The sequence below is a fragment of the Arthrobacter sp. 05T410 genome, from assembly GCF_056396505.1.
Window position 1 is genome coordinate 139,665 of the sequence record NZ_JBFTLP010000008.1, and the last position, 22,878, is coordinate 162,542.

General features: G+C 68.3%; 11 protein-coding genes. 4 read left to right on the plus strand and 7 right to left on the minus strand.

Annotation, left to right across the window (positions count from 1 at the left end; genetic code table 11):
• Positions 1–17: 17 nt before the first annotated feature.
• From AC1DFR_RS13025 to AC1DFR_RS13050, 6 genes are all read right to left on the minus strand, one after another.
• A complete protein-coding gene (locus tag AC1DFR_RS13025; RefSeq protein WP_476873531.1) occupies positions 18–1,070 on the minus strand; it encodes an alpha/beta hydrolase in 1,053 nt (350 codons plus the stop codon).
• 71 nt (positions 1,071–1,141) lie between these two features.
• Entirely contained in the window at positions 1,142–2,851 is a 1,710-nt protein-coding gene (locus AC1DFR_RS13030; protein ID WP_476873541.1) for an ABC1 kinase family protein, read from the minus strand.
• Positions 2,852–2,859: 8 nt separating this feature from the next.
• On the minus strand, positions 2,860–3,402 hold the full coding sequence (locus AC1DFR_RS13035) for a PadR family transcriptional regulator (protein ID WP_223915556.1): 543 nt from the start codon (positions 3,400–3,402) through the stop codon (positions 2,860–2,862).
• Positions 3,403–4,055: 653 nt separating this feature from the next.
• Positions 4,056–4,826, minus strand: a complete 771-nt coding sequence (locus AC1DFR_RS13040; RefSeq protein ID WP_476873542.1) for a hypothetical protein — start codon at positions 4,824–4,826, stop codon at positions 4,056–4,058.
• 30 nt (positions 4,827–4,856) lie between these two features.
• Positions 4,857–10,460 (minus strand): DUF6531 domain-containing protein, encoded by a 5,604-nt coding sequence (locus AC1DFR_RS13045; protein WP_476873532.1) that lies wholly within the window; start codon positions 10,458–10,460, stop codon positions 4,857–4,859.
• Between the two features lie 126 nt (positions 10,461–10,586).
• Complete coding sequence (locus AC1DFR_RS13050; RefSeq protein ID WP_028275663.1) at positions 10,587–10,868, minus strand: hypothetical protein; 282 nt, start codon at positions 10,866–10,868, stop codon at positions 10,587–10,589.
• Between the two features lie 231 nt (positions 10,869–11,099).
• Between AC1DFR_RS13050 and AC1DFR_RS13055 the strand changes: the two genes are divergently transcribed.
• From AC1DFR_RS13055 to AC1DFR_RS13070, 4 genes are all read left to right on the plus strand, one after another.
• Positions 11,100–13,958: a hypothetical protein gene (locus AC1DFR_RS13055; RefSeq protein ID WP_476873533.1), complete on the plus strand. Its 2,859-nt coding sequence runs from the start codon at positions 11,100–11,102 to the stop codon at positions 13,956–13,958.
• On the plus strand, positions 13,955–15,301 hold the full coding sequence (locus AC1DFR_RS13060; RefSeq protein WP_476873534.1) for a hypothetical protein: 1,347 nt from the start codon (positions 13,955–13,957) through the stop codon (positions 15,299–15,301). The genes AC1DFR_RS13055 and AC1DFR_RS13060 overlap by 4 nt, the downstream gene beginning before the upstream one ends.
• Positions 15,302–15,362: 61 nt before the next feature.
• Positions 15,363–19,682: an FtsK/SpoIIIE domain-containing protein gene (locus tag AC1DFR_RS13065; protein WP_476873535.1), complete on the plus strand. Its 4,320-nt coding sequence runs from the start codon at positions 15,363–15,365 to the stop codon at positions 19,680–19,682.
• 82 nt (positions 19,683–19,764) lie between these two features.
• Positions 19,765–21,738 (plus strand): serine/threonine-protein kinase, encoded by a 1,974-nt coding sequence (locus AC1DFR_RS13070; RefSeq protein ID WP_476873536.1) that lies wholly within the window; start codon positions 19,765–19,767, stop codon positions 21,736–21,738.
• A 234-nt stretch (positions 21,739–21,972) separates the two neighbouring features.
• Here AC1DFR_RS13070 and AC1DFR_RS13075 read toward each other — a convergent pair.
• A partial coding sequence (locus AC1DFR_RS13075) for a DUF222 domain-containing protein (protein ID WP_476873537.1) occupies positions 21,973–22,878 on the minus strand: 906 nt, incomplete at its 5' end.

Consider the following 22,878-nt stretch of genomic DNA (forward strand, 5'->3'; position numbering starts at 1 on the left):
TGAGGAATGCTCGCTTCCTAGCCGGAAGCCTTGAGCCGGTCCATGAAGCGGAGCGACTCGGCAACTATCTGCTGCTGCGCCTCGTTGCGGCTGATGCCCGGCTCGCCGTCCCCGGGCTGCCCACCGTAGTCACCGAAGAACGCGTGCACGCCGCCCACAACCGTTGCGTAGGTGGTGGTTGGCGGGAGCAGGGACCTTGACGCCGCGATCTTGTCCGGCGTGCTCAGGCCATCGTTTGAGCCGGAGATGGAGAGCACCGAGAGGCCCTGCGCGTCCGCCATGTTCTCTGCGGGGTACGAAGCAAAGAGCAGCAGCCCGGCGACGTCGTGATTCGCCGCCGCGAAGGATGATGCGCTCACGCCGCCCAACGAATGACCACCGACGGCCCAGGAAGTGATTTCGGGATGCCGGTCCATGGCTGCACGGGCCTGGGTGGTGTCCAGCAGGGAGACGCCAAGGGGTGGTTTCAGGATGACGACTAGATGACCCGCGTCCGCGAGCGGCTGCAGCAGCTCCTGATAGGCGTGCGCGTCGACCCTGGCGCCGGGGTAGAAGACGAGACCCGTGGTGGCTTCGCCCGCCGGGGCAAGGGTGATCGAAGTGGCGTCATCTGCAGCCTTTGGCCCGACCGGCGCGGTCGCGGTGGGTCCATTGGCCGGGACCGTCTTCCCGCGGTCGGGTTGGTGGGGGAACGGGCTGAGCCACATCAGCGCCGCCACGAAACCGAGGACCGTGAGCCTGCCTGCGATCCCGCGGACCAACTGCCAGGTGGAAATGTCACCGCTACGCTGCTGTTTGCCGCCGAACCACCAGCGTCTGACCAGAATCAGCGCCCAAAGTATCCCCAGTGCGACGGCGGCCACCAGGAGAGTTGGCAGGGCGGGGTGGCCGCCGAGGACGGCCGGGTTGCTGAGCAGCATCCAGAGCGGGACCACTATCAGGGCGGCCGCCGCGAGAGCGCCGCTCCCGTTCAGGATCGAGGACTTCCAGGAAGTGGGGTTGGGCCCTGTGGGGCCGGGGCCGGGGGTTTCGGTGGGGTTCGCAGGACGAAAAGGCTGGCCTTCCTTCACGGTTTGATGATAACCCCCGGCAGCGGAACCCAAAGGGGTCCGGGCGCGACAAAACCCCGTCACCGGCTCGATCAGCGGCCGCTGCGCCCCACCCACAACCCATGCAGCAGCGGAAGGACCGACGCGATCATCAGGACATTGCCGAGCACCATGTCATCCGCGCGGACCACGGAGCCGGAAACCAGCAGGGCGCCGAAGATCAGCGCCGATGCCGATCGCTGCGCCGTGCGGTCAAGCCGTCCCAGCTGCCGCTCAAGGCGCGGATTTGCTACCGACAGTGAACCGTCCTCGAGCCGGGTTAGCAGCCCATCCAGACGTTTCGGCAGACCCAGCGCCATCCCGGCGGCATCGAGGGCCTGCTGGGCAACGTCCTGCACGATGTTGCCGCGCTCGTCGCGCAGCAGCTGCGCCGCATAGGGTTCGACCGAGTCCCACAGATTGAACCGGGCGTCCAGCGAGCTGCACACACCCGACGTCAGTGACATCGCCCGGATAATGAGCAGGAAGTTCTCCGGCATCTGGAACGGCAACGAGCGGACCACATCACCGAACTCCACCGCAAAATCACGGAACTCCCGGGGGTCAACCTCGCGAAGCTCGGCGAAGCCCATCCCGCCAAAGCGGGCAAAGAGGTGTGTCATCGCCCGCTCAAGCTCGACCGTGTCGGCTGAGGGCACCAACACCCCCACGTCGCTGATCGCGGTCATCAACCCCTTGCCGTCACGCGAAGCGGCAGCGACGAGCAGCTTCCGCAGACCGCTGCGTGTGCTCGCCGGAACCTCGCCCATCATGCCGAAGTCGATGAATGTCAGCTTCCATGGGTGCTCCGTGGATGGATCGGCAACCGGCGTGACAAAGATGTTCCCCGGGTGCGGATCGGCATGAAAAAAGCCGCTCGTAAAAATCTGGTCGAACATGACCGAGGCAAAAACAGGGGCGACCTGGGCCGGATCGATGCCCGCCGCCAGCAGTGCCTCCGAGTCCGTGATCTTGATCGCCGTGACGTCTTCGAGGGTGAGCACGCGGCGGGTGCTCCGTTCCCAGACGACGTCGGGCACCTCCACCCGGCCGTCGTCGGCGAAATCGGCGGCGAACCGCCCCGAATTCGCCGCCTCATTCAGGTAGTCGATCTCCTCAAGACTGGTCTGCGCAAACTCCTCGACCAGGGCGGGCATGTCGGCACGATCGGACACCAGGCGCACGTGGCTGAGCCAGCCGCCCACTTTGCGCAGTGCCGCCAGGTCGACGTCGACAATGGCTTTGATGCCCGGCCGCTGCACCTTCAGCACCACCCGGTCGAGCCCGGTGTCGGCGGCGTCGCCCGGGCCAAGTCTCGCCCGGTGCGCCTGCCCGAGGGACGCTGCTGCGATCGGTGTCTCCTCGACCGAGGCGAACAACTGCTCCAGCGGCGCGCCCAGCTCAGCTTCGGCGAGGGCGCGGATCGCGGGGAACGAAACCGGAGGCACCTCGTCCTGCAGCCCCTCGAGTTCCTTGGTGATCTCGGGCGGCAGCACGTCGAGCCTGGAGGACAGGAACTGTCCGACTTTGATCATGAGGCCGCCGAGGTCCACCGCCAGCGCATGGAAGCGTTGAGCGAAGCGCCGCATCCTCTTCGCCCTGGTGCGCTCGGCAATCCGCACCAGCCCGATGCGGGGGAGGAACAGCTCGAACCACCAGGTCACCGCGAGATGCCATGCGGCGAAGCGCAGGATTCGGCGGTAACGGGCCCGGTGGCCCCGGGTGCCGGGTCCCGGAGCTGCCCGGTCCCGGCGAACCGACATCACCCCGGTCAGCCCTGGGCGAGGATCGCGTACAGCCGGCGGCGCGCGTCATCGAGCACCGCCACGGCTTCCTGCACCTGCTCCGGCGTGCCGGTGCGTCCCACCTGGGAGGCGGCCTGCGCGAGCTCGACGCCCGCCTTGGGCAGCGCCGCGAATCCCGAGCCCGACGCCGGACCCGTCGACTCCCAGGGCGCTGACGTACCGGCACCCGCCATCTCCTCGCGGCCTGCGTCCGTCAGGGAATAGATCTTGCGGCCGTTGGATTCCTCAGCACGGATAAGGCCCTCGTCGGCCAGCAGCTGGAGGGTCGGATAGACGGAGCCGGCGCTGGGCTTCCAGGTGCCGCCGCTGCGCTCCTCGATTTCACGAATAATCTGATAGCCGTGCATCGGCCGCTCGGCGAGCAGTGCCAGCACAGCCGAGCGCACCTCGCCACGCCCCGCCCGGGAACCCGAGCGCTTCTCGAACCTCGAACGCAACTCCTCTACGGCCTGCCACATGCCGTCGACATTGTTGCCGCGAAATCCGCCTGCCGGGTAAGAACTGCGCATCATGCTCTCCTCTGGACGACCGTGAACGATATACAACGATAGCCAACGATACACGCGCAAATTTGCGAAACCAAGAGCGCCGACGATCCACATCTTGCATCGTGATCCGACAGCCGTCAGCGTTCCTTTTTTGCGGTTTCCCGGGCCTGCTGAGCGGGCTCACGGCGCTTACTTGCATGCTGCCAGGCCAGTCCTGCCTGAGTGCCCAAAATAAATCCACCGAACCATACGCTTTTCCTACTTCAGGATTGGTCGCCACGGTCGATCTGGAGATTTCGCGACGTGCAAATCACTAGCGCCGTTGAGCGCGGCGGCCGGCCTTTTGTCCTCGGAGCATTGCTGAGTATTCCCCCAACGCCTAACCCGGCACGACGATGGCCGTTGAGTACTCAACCCAATCCTCCCTCCGGCCCTCCCGAAAAAGGCGATCGGCAATCCGCTGACACTCCTGCAAGTCGCTCCAGGGGCTCCACTGATTCAGCATTGTGGTCAAAGGCCCATGTGGTTCAGAACGACTCCAACTTATGTCTGTAACTCGGAATCGCTGATTACTAATCCAGTGGGATACTCGACCCATTTTTCCAACTCGCCGTCCCGGAACAAGCGGGCCGCGACGATCTCACATTCCTGCCAATCGCGACACCATTTAGTGGTTAGAAAGTGGTCAGGCGAGTGGCTTCTGCGTCGTTACCCGTCATCCATTCCGGGCCCAACGACGCTGATCCCGGGTTCCCGAGGAAATCTGTCAGTGCCGCCTCGACAGGTCCGAGGTCGTTAACGAACCGAGAAGGAATGAAGCCCGTCGCATCACCCATCGGCACATCCACCGATTCATCCTTCGCTTGTCCGGGCCGCAACAACACCGCCCAGGAACTCTCCTGGTCAGCATCAGCATTCCGGTGACAGACCATCCCCAGCCCAACACCACCGGCCACCTCAAAACGTGCCGACCCATGCTCAACAGCCAGCCGTCCACGCAACTTCCCGTCCAAGGAATGCAGCGCAGCACCAGCCGCCTCACGTGCCTCCGCGACGGTGCTAAGGCCCCGCCCATCAACAAGCCACTCCGCCTTATTTGTGGTTTCCCGGCTCGGCTTAGCGGGCTGACGGCTCCGCTTATTCGCATGCTGCCAGGCCAGTCCTGCCTGAGTGCCCGAAATAAACCCACCGAACCACGCGATTCCGGCTGGGCCCAACACCAAACAGAGAACGAGGGAAAGCACCAAAACCAACATGGCTAGCCATCGCCAGGGCGGCGAGAAACGCAGCAACCACACACCCACGGCCAGGCCGGCGAGTAGTGCCACGACCTCCTGTGACACGTGGTCCTGAGGTCCTACCAGGATCACCGCGACCGTTGCGCTCAATAACACGCCACTAAGGATCAGAGCATTTCTTACCGGATGCTCAGCTTTTCTTCCCACAACAACCAACCCTTTCTAGGCCTGTTTTGCTCACCATCCGAGTGCGCTCTGGAGTTGGTCGCCACCGAAGCCGACAGTGCCACCTCCAAAGGCGCCTCCCCACAGTCCCACGGTATTCGTCTGGTTGTAGTTAAACATGCCGTTCACAGTCCGAGGCGCAAAGTACGGCATCTGCCTTAGCGTGCTAACGCCGGTCTGGTTGAACGCCGGTATGCGCCCCACAGGTATCGCGGCAGCACCCGCTCCAAACAGGCCTGTTGCCCCGGCCTTCGCGGGGTCAATGGGATCCCCGGCGACGACGTTCTCCAGCATCGAACCTGTTCCCGCACCAACGCCACTGATGGCCATCGTTCCGGCCTTGGCAACCACGCCGGTCGACGACAATGACATCCCTCTGGCGAGGCTGCCGCCGGCCGGCCCCGCGAGGCCGCCTACGGCACCGGCGAAGCCACCACCAGCGATCTTGCCCGCAAAGTCCCAGCCGTTATTGATGCGCCCGCCTTTCTGATAAAGGTAGCTCGCGGCACTTGCACCCGCACCGACGACCCCGTTGGCGCCAGCACTTACTCCGAGCGCTGCTGCAGCCTGTCCGGCCGGCGCACCCGCGAGGACGCCCCTAGTCCACATGGCCGCGCCGCCACCTGCAGCACCGGTAGCCGCGCCTATCGCGGTGTTGCCGAGGACCGACCACCAGTCGACCGAACCCTTCTGCGATTTCTGGGAAAAGACCGAGAGGCCACCCGAGCTCAATGCCCCGGCGATAGCTCCTGCCGCGATGATGTTGAGCCCCGGCACGAACAATGCAGCAACGCCAGCGGCCACGGCGAGTCCCGCAACGACGTACTCCCAGTGGCTCCCGGCCGATTTGTCGTAGGCCTTCAGCTCGTCATCAGTGAGCGGACGCAGCCCGGTGGGGTCGGTGGTGTTGAGGGGGTTATTGCCGGCGTAGGCGTAGGGGTTGCCGTCCCAGCCCGCGCCGAGGACGGGGGAGAGAGGATCGGTGGAGAGGAAACCTCGAGTAGCGGGGTCGTACGCACGTGCCCCGAGCCACTCCAGGCCAGCGATGTCCAGGCCGCCGTTGCCGGTCAGAGTGATCCCGGCGGGCAGCACACCGGCCAGCCCGGACACCGAACCCAAACCAGCGGCACCACCAACGGCAGTGCCACCCGGACCCGGGCCAGGGACTGCCGGCGCGCCGATGACGGCCCAGGGGTCGGACTGGTCGGTGGGGCGGGCGGCCCGCCAGCCCGGCGCGATCCAGGCGTCCTCGATACCGGTGACACCACCAGGCAACGAAAGGACCTGTTGACCGCCGAAGCCGGCCAGGGTGGGGATGGGGGTGGCGGTGTCCCACCACAGCTCCGACCCATCAACGGCAGCCAGCTCGCCGAGGGCGTCCACCCACAGCTCATGCCGGGAGGTTTCCATGCCGTCGGGCGTGCGGTCGGCAACGCTCTTCAGCTGGCCGCTCTGACCCCACGAGTACTCGGTCCAGGACCCGTCCGGGTGGATGAGCCGGGTGCGGCGGCCCAGGCCGTCATGAACATACTCAGTCCGTGAATCGTCAGCGTCCGTGACGGCGAGGAGCTGTCCAGCGGCGTCGTACTCATAGACCCGGGAGCCACCCGGCGTGGATTCCCGGATAAGGCGCCCGCCGGCGTCGTACATCCACTCGGAGACCGCAGAGGGAAGCCACGGCTCCCCGTTCCGGGTGGTGGCGGCCGAGACCATTTGGCCGGCCCCGTCATACCCGTACTGGGTCACAGTACCGGCGCGGGTCAGGGCCGTGATCCGGCCGTCCTCGTCCCGGCCGATCAGGGTGACATCGGTCGAGAGCGGGTCAGAACGGTCCGTGCGGCTGTGCTCGGACAGGCTCCCGTAGCGGTAGGCCCATTCCTGGACCAGGTTCCCGGCAGTGGCTGCGGTGATACGCCCCGACGCATCGTGGGAGAACACGGCCTCCCCGAGCCGGGGGTTGCTGACAGCGGTCACCCGGCCTGCGGCATCCCGGACATAAGTGGTGGTGGTTCCGTGCGCGTCGGTGAAACCGGTGCGGTTCCCGTCGGCGTCGTACTTCCACGACATTCCCCGGCCGCCGCGGGTGCGGGACGCCAGCCGCCCGCAGCGGTCATACGCGAGCTCGTGCTCGACGGCCAGCCCGTCAGCGCCCGTGTAATCGGTAATGATTACGCGGCGGCGGATCAGGTCGCGTTCGACGCCGGCAATGGGCTTCCCGTCGAACGAGGTGGAGGATTCCCGGCCGGCCCGGTCATACGTCCAGGTTGTGGTGTGTCCGTCCGGGTCGGTCTGGGACAGTTGCCGCCCGGCGGGATCGTAGGTGGCGGTGCTCATCCGCCCGAGCGGATCGGTGACGGAATCAACCTGGTCCGTGGCCGTGTAGGTGCGGGTGGTCACCCCGCCCAGGGGATCGGTGATCCGGACCAGGCGCCCGCGGACGTCGTACTCGAACCGGGTCCGGCCGCCCACGCCGTTGACGGTCTCGGTCAGTTCCCCGGCGGTGTTGTATTTGAACCGGCGCGTGCCGTACCAGGAGTCCTGGCTGAACGTCAGCCGCCCGGCCTTGTCGTAGCCGTACCGGGAAACGCCCTGACCGGGGGTGCGGCGCAACACAAGCCGCCCGCACGGGTCGTACTCGAAGGTCTCGACCTCGCCCGTGGGCAGCGTCCGGGAAATGACGCGCTGATCGGCGTCGTAGGCCAGTTCCGTGACCGCGCCGAGGGGGTCCGTGGTTTTCCAGGGCCGCCCGCACACGTCGTACTCGTACCGGGTAACGGCACCGCTGGGGGAGGTGATCGACGTGATCTTCCCGGCCACGTCCCGGCCCAGGACCGTCAGGCCGCCGTCGCCGTCGACGAGCTCCACCGGGTTGCCCGCCGCGTCATAGGAGATGAGCTCCGCGGAGCCGTCCACCCCCTGGACCTGCCTGGGGCGCCCGTACGCATCGAAGCTGTACGTCGAGGATGAGAACGCGTCCGTCAGCGTCGCCGTCCCGGCCTTGCGGTCCGCGGTCGCGTCTGTGCGGACCCCGGTGGGGTCGACGACGGCGGTCAGGGCGCCGATCTTGTCGTACTCCCGTACCCAGTCATGGCCGGCGGGGTCCGTGATCCCGACCAGCCGGGAAAGCGTGTCATGGACAAAGCCCCAGCGGGCACCGTCGGGCAGCACCGCGGCGGTGACGTTGCCGAGCTCATCGAAGACCCGCTCAATGGCCCGGCCCAACGGATCGATTGTCCGGACCAGTTCACCGTTGACGGCGTATTCGAGTTCGGTCCGCCCGCCGTCCGGGGCGACGAACGCCGTCGTCCGCCCCGCCGAATCGTGTTCGAAGGCCCAGACGGCGCCGTCCGGGTCCTCGCGCCGCACCAGCGGGCCCGCGGCGTCGTAGCTGAAACGGGTCTCAGCGCCCGACGGGCTGATGGCCGTGACCGGGCGGCCCGCATGGTCACGGACGATCCTTGCGATGTCTCCTACAGCGTTCCGGGTCGCGACCAGGTCCCCGAACCCGTCGTACTCAAAGCCGACCGTCACTCCGGCCGGGTCCACTACTTGGGCCAGTTGCCCGTTCCGCCACTGAAGCTCGGTGCGCCCGCCCAGCGGGTCCAGGATCACCGAGGGATCCCGCGACACCTCATCGGCATACTCATACGAGACGACCGACCCGGACTCCGTCACCAGCGTGGTGATGCGGTCTTGCTCATCCCAGCCGTAGGTGAGGTCCGCGCCTTCCGGGGTCACGGTCCGGGTCTTCCGGCCCCGCCCGTCGTAGGCGTGCACCGTGACCGTCCCGTCGCGCTCCGTGAACGACACCAGATTTCCGTGGCCGTCATACGCCATGGACTGACGCTGGTCATGGGAATCAAGCACCCCGACCAGGCGGCCCTTCGCATCGGCGATCCACGAGTTTGAGCGGGTACCGTCCTCATCCGAAACCACCGTGACCCGGCCCGGCAGATACGCGAACCTGGTCCGGCGCCCATGCTGGGAGGTCTGCAGGACAACCCTGCCGTGTTCGTCGTAGGTGTTCTCTGCCTCGAGAACGCCCGCAGCCGAGACCACGGCCTCGATCAGGCCCTGCTCATTCCACCGGTAGGTGCGCGTCCCCAGCCCGGTCTCCACACGCGTCAGCCTGCCAGCGGCGTCGTACGCGTACTCCACCCGGCGCCCGTCCGAGGCCCTCACCACGGCAACAAGCCCGTCCACGTACTCGACGTCGAGGAAACGGCCCCGCACATGCGCCAGCCGGGTCACCAGTCCGGCACTGCCGGCGTCAGCTGGCCCTTCCCGGAGAACGGACGCCGTCCGGCCAGGCCCGGACCCGGCACCGAGCCACACGCCGGCCAGGCTGTAAGCCCACCACGCGCCCTGGTTGTCCCGGACTACCAGGAGCTCGACCGTAACGTCAGGCAGGGAGCCCAGCTCCGCCAGGTCAGCAGCTTTTGCATGCTCGCGGGCCAGCCAGTAATTCTCTCCCACACCCCTGCCCCAGCCGGTGCCCTCCCGGGGGAAGTCCACGGCGCGGCCGTCGGCCATCACCCACCGGCAGCCCTCATCCGAGACCGCGAGGTACTGATCCAGAACCGAGGCCCACCCAGGACCAAACACCCCGGGCATCTCCAAACCTGACGCCAGCGAGTTGTACATCCGAGACAGCACCACGTTTGAGGCAACCCCGGCGAACCCCAGATCCGTTTCCGGCTCGATGAAGTTTCCCGTTGAGGTGTTCACGGGATCATTGGCGTACCCGCTGGTCGGCATCGCACCGGCCGCCGTGGGCGGATCAATCGCCAACGAGGACCGGGTCGCACTCACCCCCGCCGCAGCGAGCGCCTCGTTCACCGCCGCGTCTGAAACACTCGACACGGCCCCCTCGCCGCCGGCGGCGGCAAATGCATCCGCAACCGTCACCGCCCATTTCGCGTCGTTCTCGTTCGCCTGCAAGTACCGCCGGTATGCGGTGATCACTCCGGACGCGTCTATTGAACCCCAGTAGCAAGCAGACGCGAACGAGGACATTTGCCCGTGCAACGAGCCCGGCTCGGCCGCCAAACCGTCGTCCAGGCCCCGCGACCCTGCCGCGAAGGACCGCAGATCAGCCGGCCGCGCCGAGGACGTCCCGCCTCCATACCCGCCACCGGGCGCCGGGGTTTCCCGTGAGCCCAGGGCCGCCGAGGCCGGAGCAAACGACGGGGCCGGACCCGGATCCGCGTTCGGCCGCTCCGACTCACCAAAAAACCAGTCCCTGGCCTGTTCGAAGCCGTTCCGGTCGTTGTGCTCCCGGACCCACTCGTTGTTCCGCCGGCGCCGATCATCCTCATCACGCCCGGCCTCGATCATCTGCCCCACATAGCCGGCGACCGTCCGCAATGCTGAGGCCAGGGCCTCCGCGTCGCCCGCAGCCGTTACTGCGTTCGCCGCGAACAGGTCCGAGAAATGGCCCTGGAAGTCCGTCTTCGCCGTGGAAACATACGAAGCCCGCGACCCCGCCTGCCCCTCAACCCGCGACGCCGCCGATTCAAATACCGACTGCACCGCCTCGGCCACGGCATAACTGAACCGCCCGCCATGAGAAGCATCCGACGCCGGCAACAGCGGCACCTCAACGAAATCGGTCACAACCAAAGCCCCCCACAGAACAAGAACTGGAACAGAAAGACAAACCACCAAACGTGCATCGGCCAGGTAACCGCCCACTCACCAGAGCGGCGCGACTACCTGGCCCTCACGCAATCACATACAGGCTCAGGCGCCGCCGCCAGCAGAGAAGATGTCCTGCGAAATCTTCTGCAGCTGCCCCCGCAACTGCTCGAGTTCCTCCTTGGCCTTGTCCAAAGCAGCCTTCGTCTCCGGCCACGTAGAACCTCGGAACTGCGCAGCCAGGGGACCATCCCAAATATTCGGATCTGACAAAACTCGTCCCTGCGCATCCAGCGCCGAGATCTGATCCGTGAAACCACCGTTAATGATCGACTGCACCTGCCCAATCGCAGCCTTCGCTTGCTCAGTAGACAACACACGCGACATAGAAATTCCTCCCAAGAGACAAGCGCTTCTCCGCCGGACACGTAACCGCCGACGACCAGACGGTGCCGACGCTACCAACACACGTCAATAAATCCAACAAAAAGAAAAACTAGGACGGCGGGACATGACCGCCCAAGTCATGCGCATGACACAGGCAAACCGCGATTAGTCCATTCGTGAGTGAAACCCCGTATCATGCTGAAGGCACCATGAACGGAAGAGGGGACGATCATGTCCAGACGGACTACCACGCACCAGCACATCCCGGGGCGCCGCATCGCGCCCGGCCGGGCGCTGGGCGCTTTCCTTGCCGGCCTGGGGCTGATCGCGACGACGTCGTGCGGCCCGGCCCCCGAGCCGGAGTCGGTGTCCAATCCGGTCAAGCTCCTGCAGAGCGTGCGCGTGGGCATGTCCCCGGCCGCCGGGGTCGAGACGATCGAAGGCACCACCATCTCTGTGTCCGCGGCCGGCGACTCTTCTGCAGCGGACACGAAGTACGACGCCGCCCAGGCGGTGGGCGAACTGCCGGTGCGAGTGAGCCTGCAGTACCGGGCCGGCGACAAGTCCGGCTCCGACCTCACCGAGCTTCAAGGCCACACCGGGCCGGTCGAGATCGACCTGACACTGGAGAACCTCACGGTTAAGCCGCGGGTCATCGAATACGATGCCGCGGGCCAAACCCGCTCCGATACCGCCCTCGTGGGCGCCCCGCTGACTATCGCCGCCTCAACGAAGCTCACCGGTGTACGGGCCGACGACGTCACCGCCGGCTCTGCGGACGGCGGAACGGGCACCAACGGCGTCTTGAGCAGCACCGAGGACGGTGCCACCGTGGTGCAGTGGGCCACCGTGCTGGCCCCACCCCGTTCGGGTGCGAGCACCACGCTGCGCCTCGTTGCTGAGGTCAAGGACTTTCAGGTCCCTGCTTTCGACGTGGCGGTCCAGCCGGGCATTAACACCGACCTCAGCGCGGACGGCGTGCTCGCTGGCGCGTTCTCCTCCGGTGCGGGCTCCGAGATGGGGCTGCAACGCCGCACCATCTCGCTGGTCTCGGACGTCAACACCGTGTTGACCAAGGCCGGATCCACCATCACCGAGGTCCGGCAGAACCTGCAGGAGACCTCTCAGACCCTGGGTGCGAAGACCGCGGGCGAGCTGCGCGATAACTCCACGGCCCTGGCCGCAACCATGGTGGACCTGAAGGAGCAACTGAAGACTCTCGGCGCGGACCTGGAGGCCGCGGCGAAGTCAACGCAGTCCACCACCGCGTCCCAGCTGAAGCTGACCGTCGCCGCCGTGGACGCGATGCTGGGCGACACCTCGGCCGTGCCCGCGACGGCTCCCATCAACGGTGACGGCTGCACCGCGGAGGTGCCCAAATCGGGGAAGGCGGCCACGGTCTATTCCAGCATCCAGACCATGGCCTCGCAGCTCGACGCCTACGCGAAGGTGAGTGCGGGCTGCCGGGATATCGTGGCGGGCGCCATCAAGGCCACCATGGGCCCCGAGGACCCCACCGCGGAGGAATGCGCGGAGCAGGGCTCGATGACATGCTCCCTTTACGGCTCTGCCGTGACCGTCACCGGCGCGTTGCTGGGCCTGGTGAAGAAGGGCGACGAGCTCGTGGCGGACCTGCAGCCGCAGATGGTCGAGGGCGCGATCAAGGATCAGGAGGCTGCCGCCGTCACGCTGGAGAAGGTGCGCACTGATTTCGCTGCGGTCCTCGACGGCGCGGAGACCACGGAAGACTACAAGACTGCCCTCGCAAACGTGGAGGAAGCGATCAAGTCCGCCCGGGCCTCCGTCGCCGCGACCCGGGACGCGGCCGCTGCGGTCCGCGGCAGCATCGACGGCCTGCGACAGAAGCTGGGCGACATCAAGAAGACTGCGCAGGACGCCCGGGGCGAGTTGGGTGACCGCTCGCTGCTGAACGGCTCGATGACGCAGCAAACGCAGCGGCTCGCCGACGAGTTGTGCAAGATGGCCGACGGCGCCTTGCCCCGCGAGGGCCGACTGTCCGCCGAGCAAGCGGAGCGGCTGCGTTCCTACCTGACGTCCGCACCGTGCGAGCCCACGGATGAAAGCGGAAACCCCGCGCAGGAACTGCGCCCGCCGCTGGGGTTCAAGGACCCTCTGGACGATCGGATCCAGGCCCAGACGGCCGCCTGGGACGCGGTCCTGGCGGCCACCGACACCACCGCCCCGGACGAGGAGATCGGCCAGGCGTTCACCACTTTGGGGACGACGATCGACGACATCGACGCCAAGCTGGACGCCATCAAAGAAGCCACGAAGGCGCTCGACGGCGCCGCCACGGGCGACGTCAACAGCAACAAGCGCGAACTCGTTGCCCTGGACGCCGTGCTTGGTAAGGCGATCGACTCCTCCGGCCGGGTCGGCTCGACGCTCGCGAAGCTCAAGGAGCAGCAGGACGGGCTCGGCGACAAGATCAAGAAGTCCCTCCGCGAGGTTTCGGCGGAGACCGCCGCCGAGGTCTACAAGACCGTGGACGAGCAAGTGCGCCGGGTCGCCGAGATCGGCGACGCGGGCTCCGACGCCGTGATCACGGCCTTCAACCGCTCTATCTCCGGTTTGAAGTCCACCTCGGACGAGGTGGTGAACGACGCCGAGGGCACGGTGAATAAGCAGCGGGACGAACTGCGCGGGCAGAGCGACGCGCTGGCCGCATCCCTGGACAAGGGCACGCAGTCCTCGCTCGCGAACATCGCCTCCAGCACGTCCGGCTCAACCCGTGACGTCGAGGGCGCCAGCGCCCTCCTGTCCTCAAGCCTCACCAAGGTGATGCTCGACCTGGGCGACCGTTCGGTGAACGGATCCGGCCTGCTCGGCTCCATGGCCACAAGCGCCGCCAAAGCCGACACCGCTGACTATCAGCTGGCACTGGCATCGCAGAACGCTGAGGGCTATGCCAATATCCGCTCCAGGGACGTGGCGGGGCTGCTCCTGCGCCAGGCGCAGTTCAAGGCTTCACTCACCGCGGTCGACGAACTGCCACCGTTCCACCTCGAGGTGCCGGCCGGCGCCACGTCGCAGACCCTGTACACACTGAAGATCGGCGGCACCGCATGAGCTCCCGCACCGGGCTCACGACCCTGATCGTCGCGGGCATCACTGTCGTCCTCGCGGCTGCGATCGCCCTGACGACCGTGGCGCTGAGCCGTCCCAAGGAGGCTTCACGGCCCGATCCGGTAGCCGCGACGGTTCCCGTTGCGCTGCAGGCCGAGGGCCTGCCGAAGGACTTCTCCATCGGCGTCGTCCTCACCCTGGGCCAGTCCGGCGAGCCCGGCTCCGAGTACAACCGGGCGGCACAGGGCGCGATCGTCGCCGCACAGCGCTTTGCCAAGGGCGGCGCCACCGTCGCCCTCGCAGCCCAGAACGACCGCGGCACGGAGGATGGCGCCCGCGCCGCCGTCCACGCGCTCGCCGCGCAGGGAGCATCGGGTGTCGTCGTGGCGACCACGGGTGCGCCGGCCCGGGCCGCGGCAAAGACCGCCGAGGAGCTCGGCCTCCCGGCGATCCTGCCCTACGCCGAACCATCGGACCCCGCGCAGACCACCTGGACCACGAGGCCGTCGGGCGCATCCGTCGCGGCCGCCCTTCGCACCGCGCTGAACGGCAAAAACAGGGTGCTGCTCGTCGGGGACGGCGGCGAGGTCCCTGCCTCCGTCGGGATCTCACAGACGCTGAACCTCGATGGCTTCGACGCGGTGACGGACCTGGCCCAGGAGGCCGCCATCCGAACAGGGGACCAGCTGCGCCCTCCTGCCGAGGACGCCCCAGCAGGCGCCGGGTCCACGAGGGTCGCCGAGCCCGCGGACGCCGTGGTTGTCTCGGCCGCCACCCCGCAGCGGCTGGCCCGGCTGGTCCAGGCCCTGCAGGCCCGCGACGTGTCCGTCCCCGTCGTCATACCGGACGGCGCCACCGCCCCGGCCTTCGCCTCCACGCTCGCCGAACTCGACGGCGCCGCCTCCGGGCAGCTGGTCAGCGTTGCCCCGGCCGGCGGCGATGCCACGGCGCTCCAGCAGGACGCCCAGGGGCGCGGGATGTCCGCATTCCTGTCCGCCGTGCGCCTGGCCTCCGGCGACCCGAAGGTCAAGAACCTGACGGGCGATGCCGCGTTCTCCGCCGACGCATGGGCGGCGGACTCACGCAGCCACGACGCCGTCGTCGCCCTCACACGGGCGGCCGCATCGGCTGGAAGCGGCGAGCCGTCCAAGGTCGGCGCGGCGTTGCGCACCATGTCCTTCGGTCCTGGTGACGGCCTCGCCGGGCCGGCGCTGGATTTCTCGCGCTCCGCGGCGCTGACCGCGGAGGCAATCCCGGTCTACGCTTCCCCACAGGATCTGGGCCTGCGGCCGCCGGATGAGGCCGCTCCGCGGCTCGTCTGGGTGCCGGCGCCGGCAAACCCCTGACCACCTGCCCCCGGCTCGCCCCAAAGCGGGCGGGAACCATCCACCACTGAAGGAGCGCCCGGTGCGTGTGCTGATCGACCTGGACGAGCGTCGCTTTGAGTGCGACGTGGCTCACGCCGCGCCCGCCACGACGCTGACAGACCTCGTGGAGGCCGCCGGTGGCACGCGCCTGGCACCCGATGAGGCGGTGTTCGTGAACGAGGCCGAGGTGCGTGGTTCCACCCCCGTCTCAGAGCTGATCTTCCTGGAGGGCAGCCGCATCTCGCGGGCGCCGTGGCAGATTCCGCAGCGCGTGCGCGGCTGGAGCGTGACGCTCGCCGGCGGCCAGAGCACCGGCGGCGTGACTGACGTTCCGCACGGGCGAGAGATGCTCATCGGCCGGTCCCCTCACGCCGATCTGAGCCTTCCGACCGAAAGTGCGTCATGGGACCACTGCCGCCTGCGCCGGGAGGAGGACGGGCTGCGGGTGTTCGATGGCGGGTCCACGAACGGCACCCTCGTCAATGGGGAGCCGGTGGGGGAGGACGGGGTCCTGGTGACCGAAACCGCCACGATCACGGCGGGCGGCGCGGTGCTCCTCCTGCGCCGGTCCCTGGACGAGACGCCCGCCCCGCCGCCTGGCAGCCTGCACAACCTCACGCCGGCGGCGACAGCGCCCTTCAACCGGCCTCCCCGCCCCGGGCAGACCCCGGCGGGCGAGCCCCTGGTCCCGCCGAGCCGCAAGGACGTGCCGCCGGCCAGCAAATTCAGCTACATCACGGTGCTCGCGCCCCTCGTGATGGCGGCGGCGATGGTCTTGATCCTGAGGGACTTGCGCTTCGCGATGTTCGCCATGCTCAGCCCGGTCATGGCCGTGGGCATGTGGTTCGAACAAAAGCGCCGTCACGCCCGGGGCCTCAAAGAAGAGGACGAGCGCTTCGCCGGGGCGCTCCAAGGATTCGAGCGGCAGATCCGCGAAGCCGCAGCGACGGAGACCGCACGACGCCATCGGATGATCCCCGATCCCGCGACCGTAGTCCGGCGCCCCGCACTCCCCGCCACGTCCTTGTGGCAGCGCCGCGCCGACGCGGACGACTTCCTGGCCCTGCACGCCGGCACAGGTGACGTCCCCTGGAAGCCCGAGGTGGACCGCACAGCCGGGTCGCGGCTGGATGAGAAGGTGAAGGACTCCCTCGCGGCCGCGCGCCTTCAGGCCGCGCCCGTGCTCGTGGACCTGACCGACGCCGGTGTGGTGGGTATCGTCGGGCCGCGGGAGGGGACTCTGGCGCTCGCGCGATCCCTCCTGGCCCAGGCCGCGGTGCACGTCGGCCCAGCCGACCTGACCATCGGCGTCTTCTGCGACGCCGGACGCGCTGACGAGTGGGAGTGGGCTTCATGGCTGCCGCACACGCGCCAGGCCGGCAGCAGCACGGGCGAGCGGTGGATGTCCGCGGACCGCGAGGCGAGCCTGGCCATGCTGCGCACGCTCAAGGACGCTGTGCAGGAGCTGCCCACACCAGCGATGCTGGTGGTCCTGGACTCCGAGGTCCTCACGGAGGGCAGGGACTCACCGGCACGCGCGCTGCTCGGCACGGGCCGCTCCGTGCCGGGGGCCCATGGGAGCCCGCAGCAGCGCCCGTCCCGGGTGGCGGGCATCGTCATCGCGACTTCGGAGGAACAGTTGCCGGCCTCCTGCACCACGATCATCAGGGTCGGTTCGGACGCAGCGGCCACTGTGGACCAGCCGGAGGACCTGACCCGCGTGGAGGACGTCATCCTGGCGGGCCTGGACCAGGAGGAGGCCCTTCGCTGCGCAATGCGCGTGGCGCACTTCGACGATCCGGAGCTGAGCGTGCCCGGGGCCTCGCTGCCCCCGCTTGTGCGGCTGCCCGGGCTCCTCGGCTACGACCGCCCGGACTCGACCATGATCCGTCGCATGTGGCAGGCTCCCACCGGAGTCTCCACGCCGATCGGCACAGGGGAGAACGGTACCCTGACCCTGGACCTGGTCAAGGACGGCCCGCACGGCCTGGTGGGCGGCACCACCGGCTCCGGCAAGTCCGAGTTCCTCCGCTCGCTTGTGGCCGGCCTCGCGGCACGCAACGATCCGACGCGCCTGAACTTTATCCTCGTCGACTTCAAAGGCGGGGCCGCCTTCAAGGCATGCGAACGCCTTCCGCACACCATCGGCACGATCTCCAATCTGGACGAGCAGCTCGCCGACCGGGCCCTCCGCGCCCTGGAAGCGGAGATGGAACGCCGCCAGCGGGTCTTCGCGGAGGCCGGCGAGGGCATCGACAACCTGAACGCCTACCTGGCCACGAACCCGGCCGAGCCCATGCCCCGGCTGCTGCTCGTGATCGACGAGTTCGCCATGCTGGCCAAGGACTTCCCGGACGTGCTCAAAGCTCTCGTCAGCGTGGGGGCAGTGGGCCGCACCCTGGGAGTGCACATGATCCTGGCGACGCAGCGCCCGGCGGGCGTCGTCAGCGACGACATCCTCGCGAACACCAACCTTCGGGTGGCCCTTCGGGTGCAGAGCCGCGACGACTCCAACAACGTCATCGGTGTGCCCGCCGCCTCGGCGATCGGCCGGGCCCAGATGGGCCGGGCATTCGTGAAACTGGGCCAGGACGACATCACCCCCGTGCAGACAGCCCTCGTGACCGGACGGGCGCAGCTCGGCGCCGGGCCCGCCGTGGACGTGCGCGAGATCCGCCAGTTCGGCGTCCCCGTGCCCGCGGCGGCGCCGCCACGGTCTGCGGGCGTGGACGAGAACGACCTCGAACTGCTCATCGACGCGGTTGTCGAAGCCAACGCCGAGGCAGGGTACGCCCAGCCGCGGCAGGTCTGGCCGGAGGCCCTGGGTGAGCGTGTGGAGCTGGAGGGTTACCATCCTCAGCCGGACGGCGGCCGTCGCGCCACACCGTCCGACACTCCCACCGATCCCGCACGCCGGCCGCTGCCGATGGTGGGCGCCGTCCGAGGCTCCACGGTCCAGGTGGCAATCGTCGACGAGCCGGAGCTGCAGCGCCAGTCCGCGGCGGGATGGGACATGTCCGTCGGGAACCTGATGCTCATGGGCGTGGCCGGCTCCGGCACGAGCACCACACTGGCCTCGATCGCGCTGACACTGGCGAAGGACGCCGATCCGGCCGAACTGGACCTGATGATCCTCGACATGGGCTCCCGTGAACTCGAAGCCCTGGAACGCCTGCCGCACACCGTGGCGTATGTGGGAACCGGGGCCGGTGCCAAGGAGCAGCAGGCCCGTTTCCTCCGGCACCTGCACACGGAGCTCGAGAGCCGCCGCGCCGAGCCTGGCAGGCACCGCCGCACCGTGGTGCTGCTGGACGGCCTGGCCTCACTGCGGGACGAGTTCCAGGATTTCGAAGGGCAGCAGCTGCTGGCGCTGCTGTATCGGGCGTACGCGGACGGCCCGGCGCTGGGACTGTCCTTCGCGGTCTCCACCACACGCGCCAAGGCGGTGCCCTCGGCCATGAACGAGGTGACGCTGCAGAAGTGGCTCTTCCGGCTGGCGGACGACTACGACTACTCCTCGCTCGGCGTCCGGGGCAAGGAAATCCCCGCTGCGCTTCCTGGGCGCTGCGTGGATCCCCGCACCTCGCTCCAGATGCATGTGGCCACGCCCGGTATCGGGGTCGAGGCTGCGGTGGATCGCGTGCGGCAAAGCTGGGCGCACGCACCCGCGAAGACCCCGGCGATCCGGCGCCTGCCCTCCAACGTCACCATGCTGGAGCTAGGGGTGGAACCCCGGCTGGAGGCCGAACCCTGGCTCATCCCGGTAGGAATAAAGGAGGCTGACCTCTCGCCGGCGTTCCTGGAAATCTACGAGGGCGAGCACGCGCTTGTCGCCGGGCCTGCCCGGTCGGGAAAGTCCACGCTGCTGCTGGCCCTGGCCGCAGCCCTGCGTGGCGCGGCCACCTCACGCGGGCCGGCTCAGGTGTGGGGCATCTGCGATCGCCGCTCGCCCCTGGCCCTCGCCGATCTGGATCGCGTGGCCGTCGGCACGGATGAAGTGCCGGCCCTGCTGGCCTCCCTGCGCCTCGAGCGCGGCCCAGTGTTCCTGCTCATCGACGACGCAGAGCGCTTCGAGGACACCGATCAATCCATCGCGGGGACTGTGACATCCGGGCAGCCGGGGCTGTGCGTCATCGCGGCCGGACGGGCCACGGATCTCCGCGGGCTGTACAGTCACTGGACCAAGACGCTCCGCAAATCCCGCCTGGGCGTGCTGCTGCAACCGGATGCAGATTACGACGGCGAACTGCTGGGCACCGCACTCCCGCGCAGGGCGCCGGTGGCGCTGAGTGCGGGGCGTGGATATATCGGCGTCGGCGGGCAATTGGCACTGATCCAGTCGATGAGCGCCGAGGGCTGAGCCCGGCTACGAGCGCCTACGACGAACGAGTGGACGGCCGGGGGCCTTGAAGAATCAGATCGATAGCGTTGGGGAGTACGGTATGAAATTCGCACAGACGGGTCAGGCTCTGGGAGCGTCCTACCGCTTCGGCGAACGGGTGGGCTCCGGCGCCGTCGGCGAGGTCTGGACCGTCACCTCTGCCGACGGCCGGACGCTTGCCGCCAAAGTCCTGCGCCCGGAGCACGCCGACGATCCCTCGCTCGTAGAGCGGTTCGTCCGTGAGCGATCCGTCCTGCTTGGCCTGCGGGACTCGCACATCGTCACGGTGCGGGACATGGTGGTGGAAGGCGCGCGGTTGGCCATCGTCATGGACTACGTCGAGGGAGGCTCGCTGCGCGACGCGCTCAAGGAGACGGGCCCGCTGCGTCCCGTGGACGCGTTCAACGTCGCCGCCGAAGTGTTCGACGCACTGGCTTTCGCGCACTCACGAGGCGTGACCCATCGCGACATTAAGCCGGACAACGTGCTCCTCGCCCGCCCCTGGCCCGAGTGCGCCGCGGGCGACGTACGGGTCTCCGACTTCGGCATCTCCGACGTCGTGGGCGAGAAGATCCGCCAGACGACCGGTCTCATCGGCACCCCGCACTACATGCCTCCCGAGCTCATCAGCCAGGGCCGGTCCGGCCCGCCGGGCGATGTGTACTCAACGGGCATCATGCTCTACGAGCTCCTCGCCGGGCGCACTCCTTTCGCCGGGCCGGGGACGGACTTCAGCGTCGCGTACCGCCATGTTTCCTCGCGCCCGCCACGGATCCCCGTGGACGACGCGGTATGGAACATACTCGACTCGCTGCTGTCCAAAGACCCCGCCCAACGCCCGACGGCGAGTGAGGCCGCGGCGACGCTTCGGCGTCTCGCACCCCGCCTTGCCGGCAGCAGCCCGATCACGCGTACCGAGGCCCCGGAGGACTTCGACGCAGTCGAACGCTCGGCCACCGTCGTCCGGGGCGCCTTCACGGACGAGGACCTCGCGGCCTTCGCGTCAGGCTCGCCAGATGACCACGCCGGGAAGGCTCCCGAGCTCGGGGAGGCCGACAGCGCCACCATCGCCCGGCCAATCCCGCGTCGCGAAGTGCGGCCCCGGGCGGAGGCCCGGCTCGAGGAACAGGTCGCCACCCCGTTCTGGCGCACTCGCAAAGCGTTACTGCTCGCGGGCGCCGCCACCCTGCTCGTCGTCGCGATGGTCGTGGGGTTCGTTGTCCTCGCCCCTGCAGGTCAGCAAATGCGGCCCACCGCGGAAGGCCAGGTGTCCAAGCAACTTCAGGACGCGGCGCTGCCAACCGGCCTGACAATCTCGCGGGAGGCCTCCTATGAGCCGTCCTCCGGTCAGGTCCGCTTGACTGTCGCGTACGCGGCGCAGAAGGCGCCATTGTCCGGTGATTTCCTTGAGGTGATCCCGGGCCTGGCCGATGGGGAAGCGTGCCCTGCGGTCACATGGGACGGGGCTTCGGTGAGCAGGAATCAGGCCTCGATCACCGGCCTTGACGTCGAATGCGGCTGGAAGGTCTCGGGGTTGGAGGTCCCGGCGGGAGGGGCAGCCCAGGTCACCGCCAAGGTGTCAGTGTCGCCCGCGGACCAGCAGGCCCTCGACGCATGGCTGCGGGCTGGGTCCGAGGCGACGACGGCCGCGACGCAGGACCCTGCCGTCAAGGGCACCGCCTATACCGTCCAGCGCCTGAAGGGCGTGGAGGTGCGTACTCCGGCGCGCGTCGTGACGCCCAGCCCGCTAAAGATCACCCTCGTGCCAGTCTGGGCCGGCGGCGCCGACGAGCTGAACCCGCTCTACGTCAGTCCCGCGTCGGGCAAGCCCTCGCAGATGCTCGCCGCCGTGAGCGGCGGCGAGAAAGGAGTACGGTTCTCCGACGGCTGCGGCGGGGCGCTCGCGGTGGACAGCGCGGGGCTTACCGTGACGGCCCTGCAGATCACGCCCCAGTGCACCGTGCGTGCCAGCGTCGGGAACTTCACCGAGCTGCAGTCTCCGAGCTTTGGTATCACGTCCCGGGAAAACTCGTAAGACGGAGGGCTCCCGGGGCTCCCAGGACTGAGGACTCGGGGTTGCCCCCCGCGCGGCCATGACCTTGGCCTGGACGTGCGAGCCGCTCAGCCCACCCGGCCGTCCTGGCTTCTGTTCACGGGGCGGCCAGCCCGCCGTCCGTCCGGGCCGCTGTTCACGGGGCGGCCAGCCCGCTGCCGTCCGAACCGCATGGCTCGCCTCCGTCCAAGCTTCTGTCACGCGGCGGCCACGGGGTCACTCCAGGCGGAAGTATCTGTTCCGTCGGGGTGTCTGGGCTGGGTCGAGGTGGGGTGGCGGGATGAACCAGGGGATGCCGGTGCGCATCTGGATGCTCCAGTGTTCCTTGTGGATCACGTGGTGGTGATGGGAGCAGAGCAGGGTTCCGTTGCCGGTTCCGGTGGTTCCGCCGCGGGACCAGTAGGTGATGTGGTGGGCTTCGCACCAGGGGGCGGGGATGGTGCATTGTGGGAAGGCGCAGCCGCGGTCCCGGGCCGTGATGGCCTTGCGGATGTGGGGCGGGAAGATGCGGGAGGCGCGGCCGATGTCCAGGACCTGGCCCTCGCCGCCGAGGACGACGGGGATGATGTCGGCGTCGCAGGCGATTTTGCGGATGGTGCCGGCGGTGACGGGGCCGGTGAACAGCAGCGTCCCGGTGCCGTGCCTGGTTCCGGTGCCGTGCTGTGCGGTGTTGGCAGGGGCGCTTGCTTCGGCGGGAGTCGTTCCGAGCCGGGTGAGCAGGTCGCGGTAGTCGATGGTGGCCATGATCTGGGGCCGGAGCCCGCCCGCGGCGGGCAGCCCTCCGGTGGCGAGGGCTGCTTTGCACGCGCCGACCAGGCCGTCGAGCAGCCGTTGGGGCCGGGAGCGGAGGTCCAGAACCGGCAGCGACGGGTCCTCTTCCACCGTGGCGGGCTCCGCAGCCGGGCCTGGCGCATCCGCCGCCGCGGACCCGTCACCCGCCCCGCCCTCGCCCGCCTCGCCCGGTCCGGCCTGTGCCGTGTTGCCGGTGGCGGTGCCCTGGCCGGTGTCGGGGCCGGTGCGGGGGTTGGTGGCGGTGTTCATCACGGTGATCAGGTGTTCGAACTGGTCCGTGGTGGCGAAGATTTCCAGGTGCTGCAGGCCGTGCCGGGGTTTGCGGAGGAA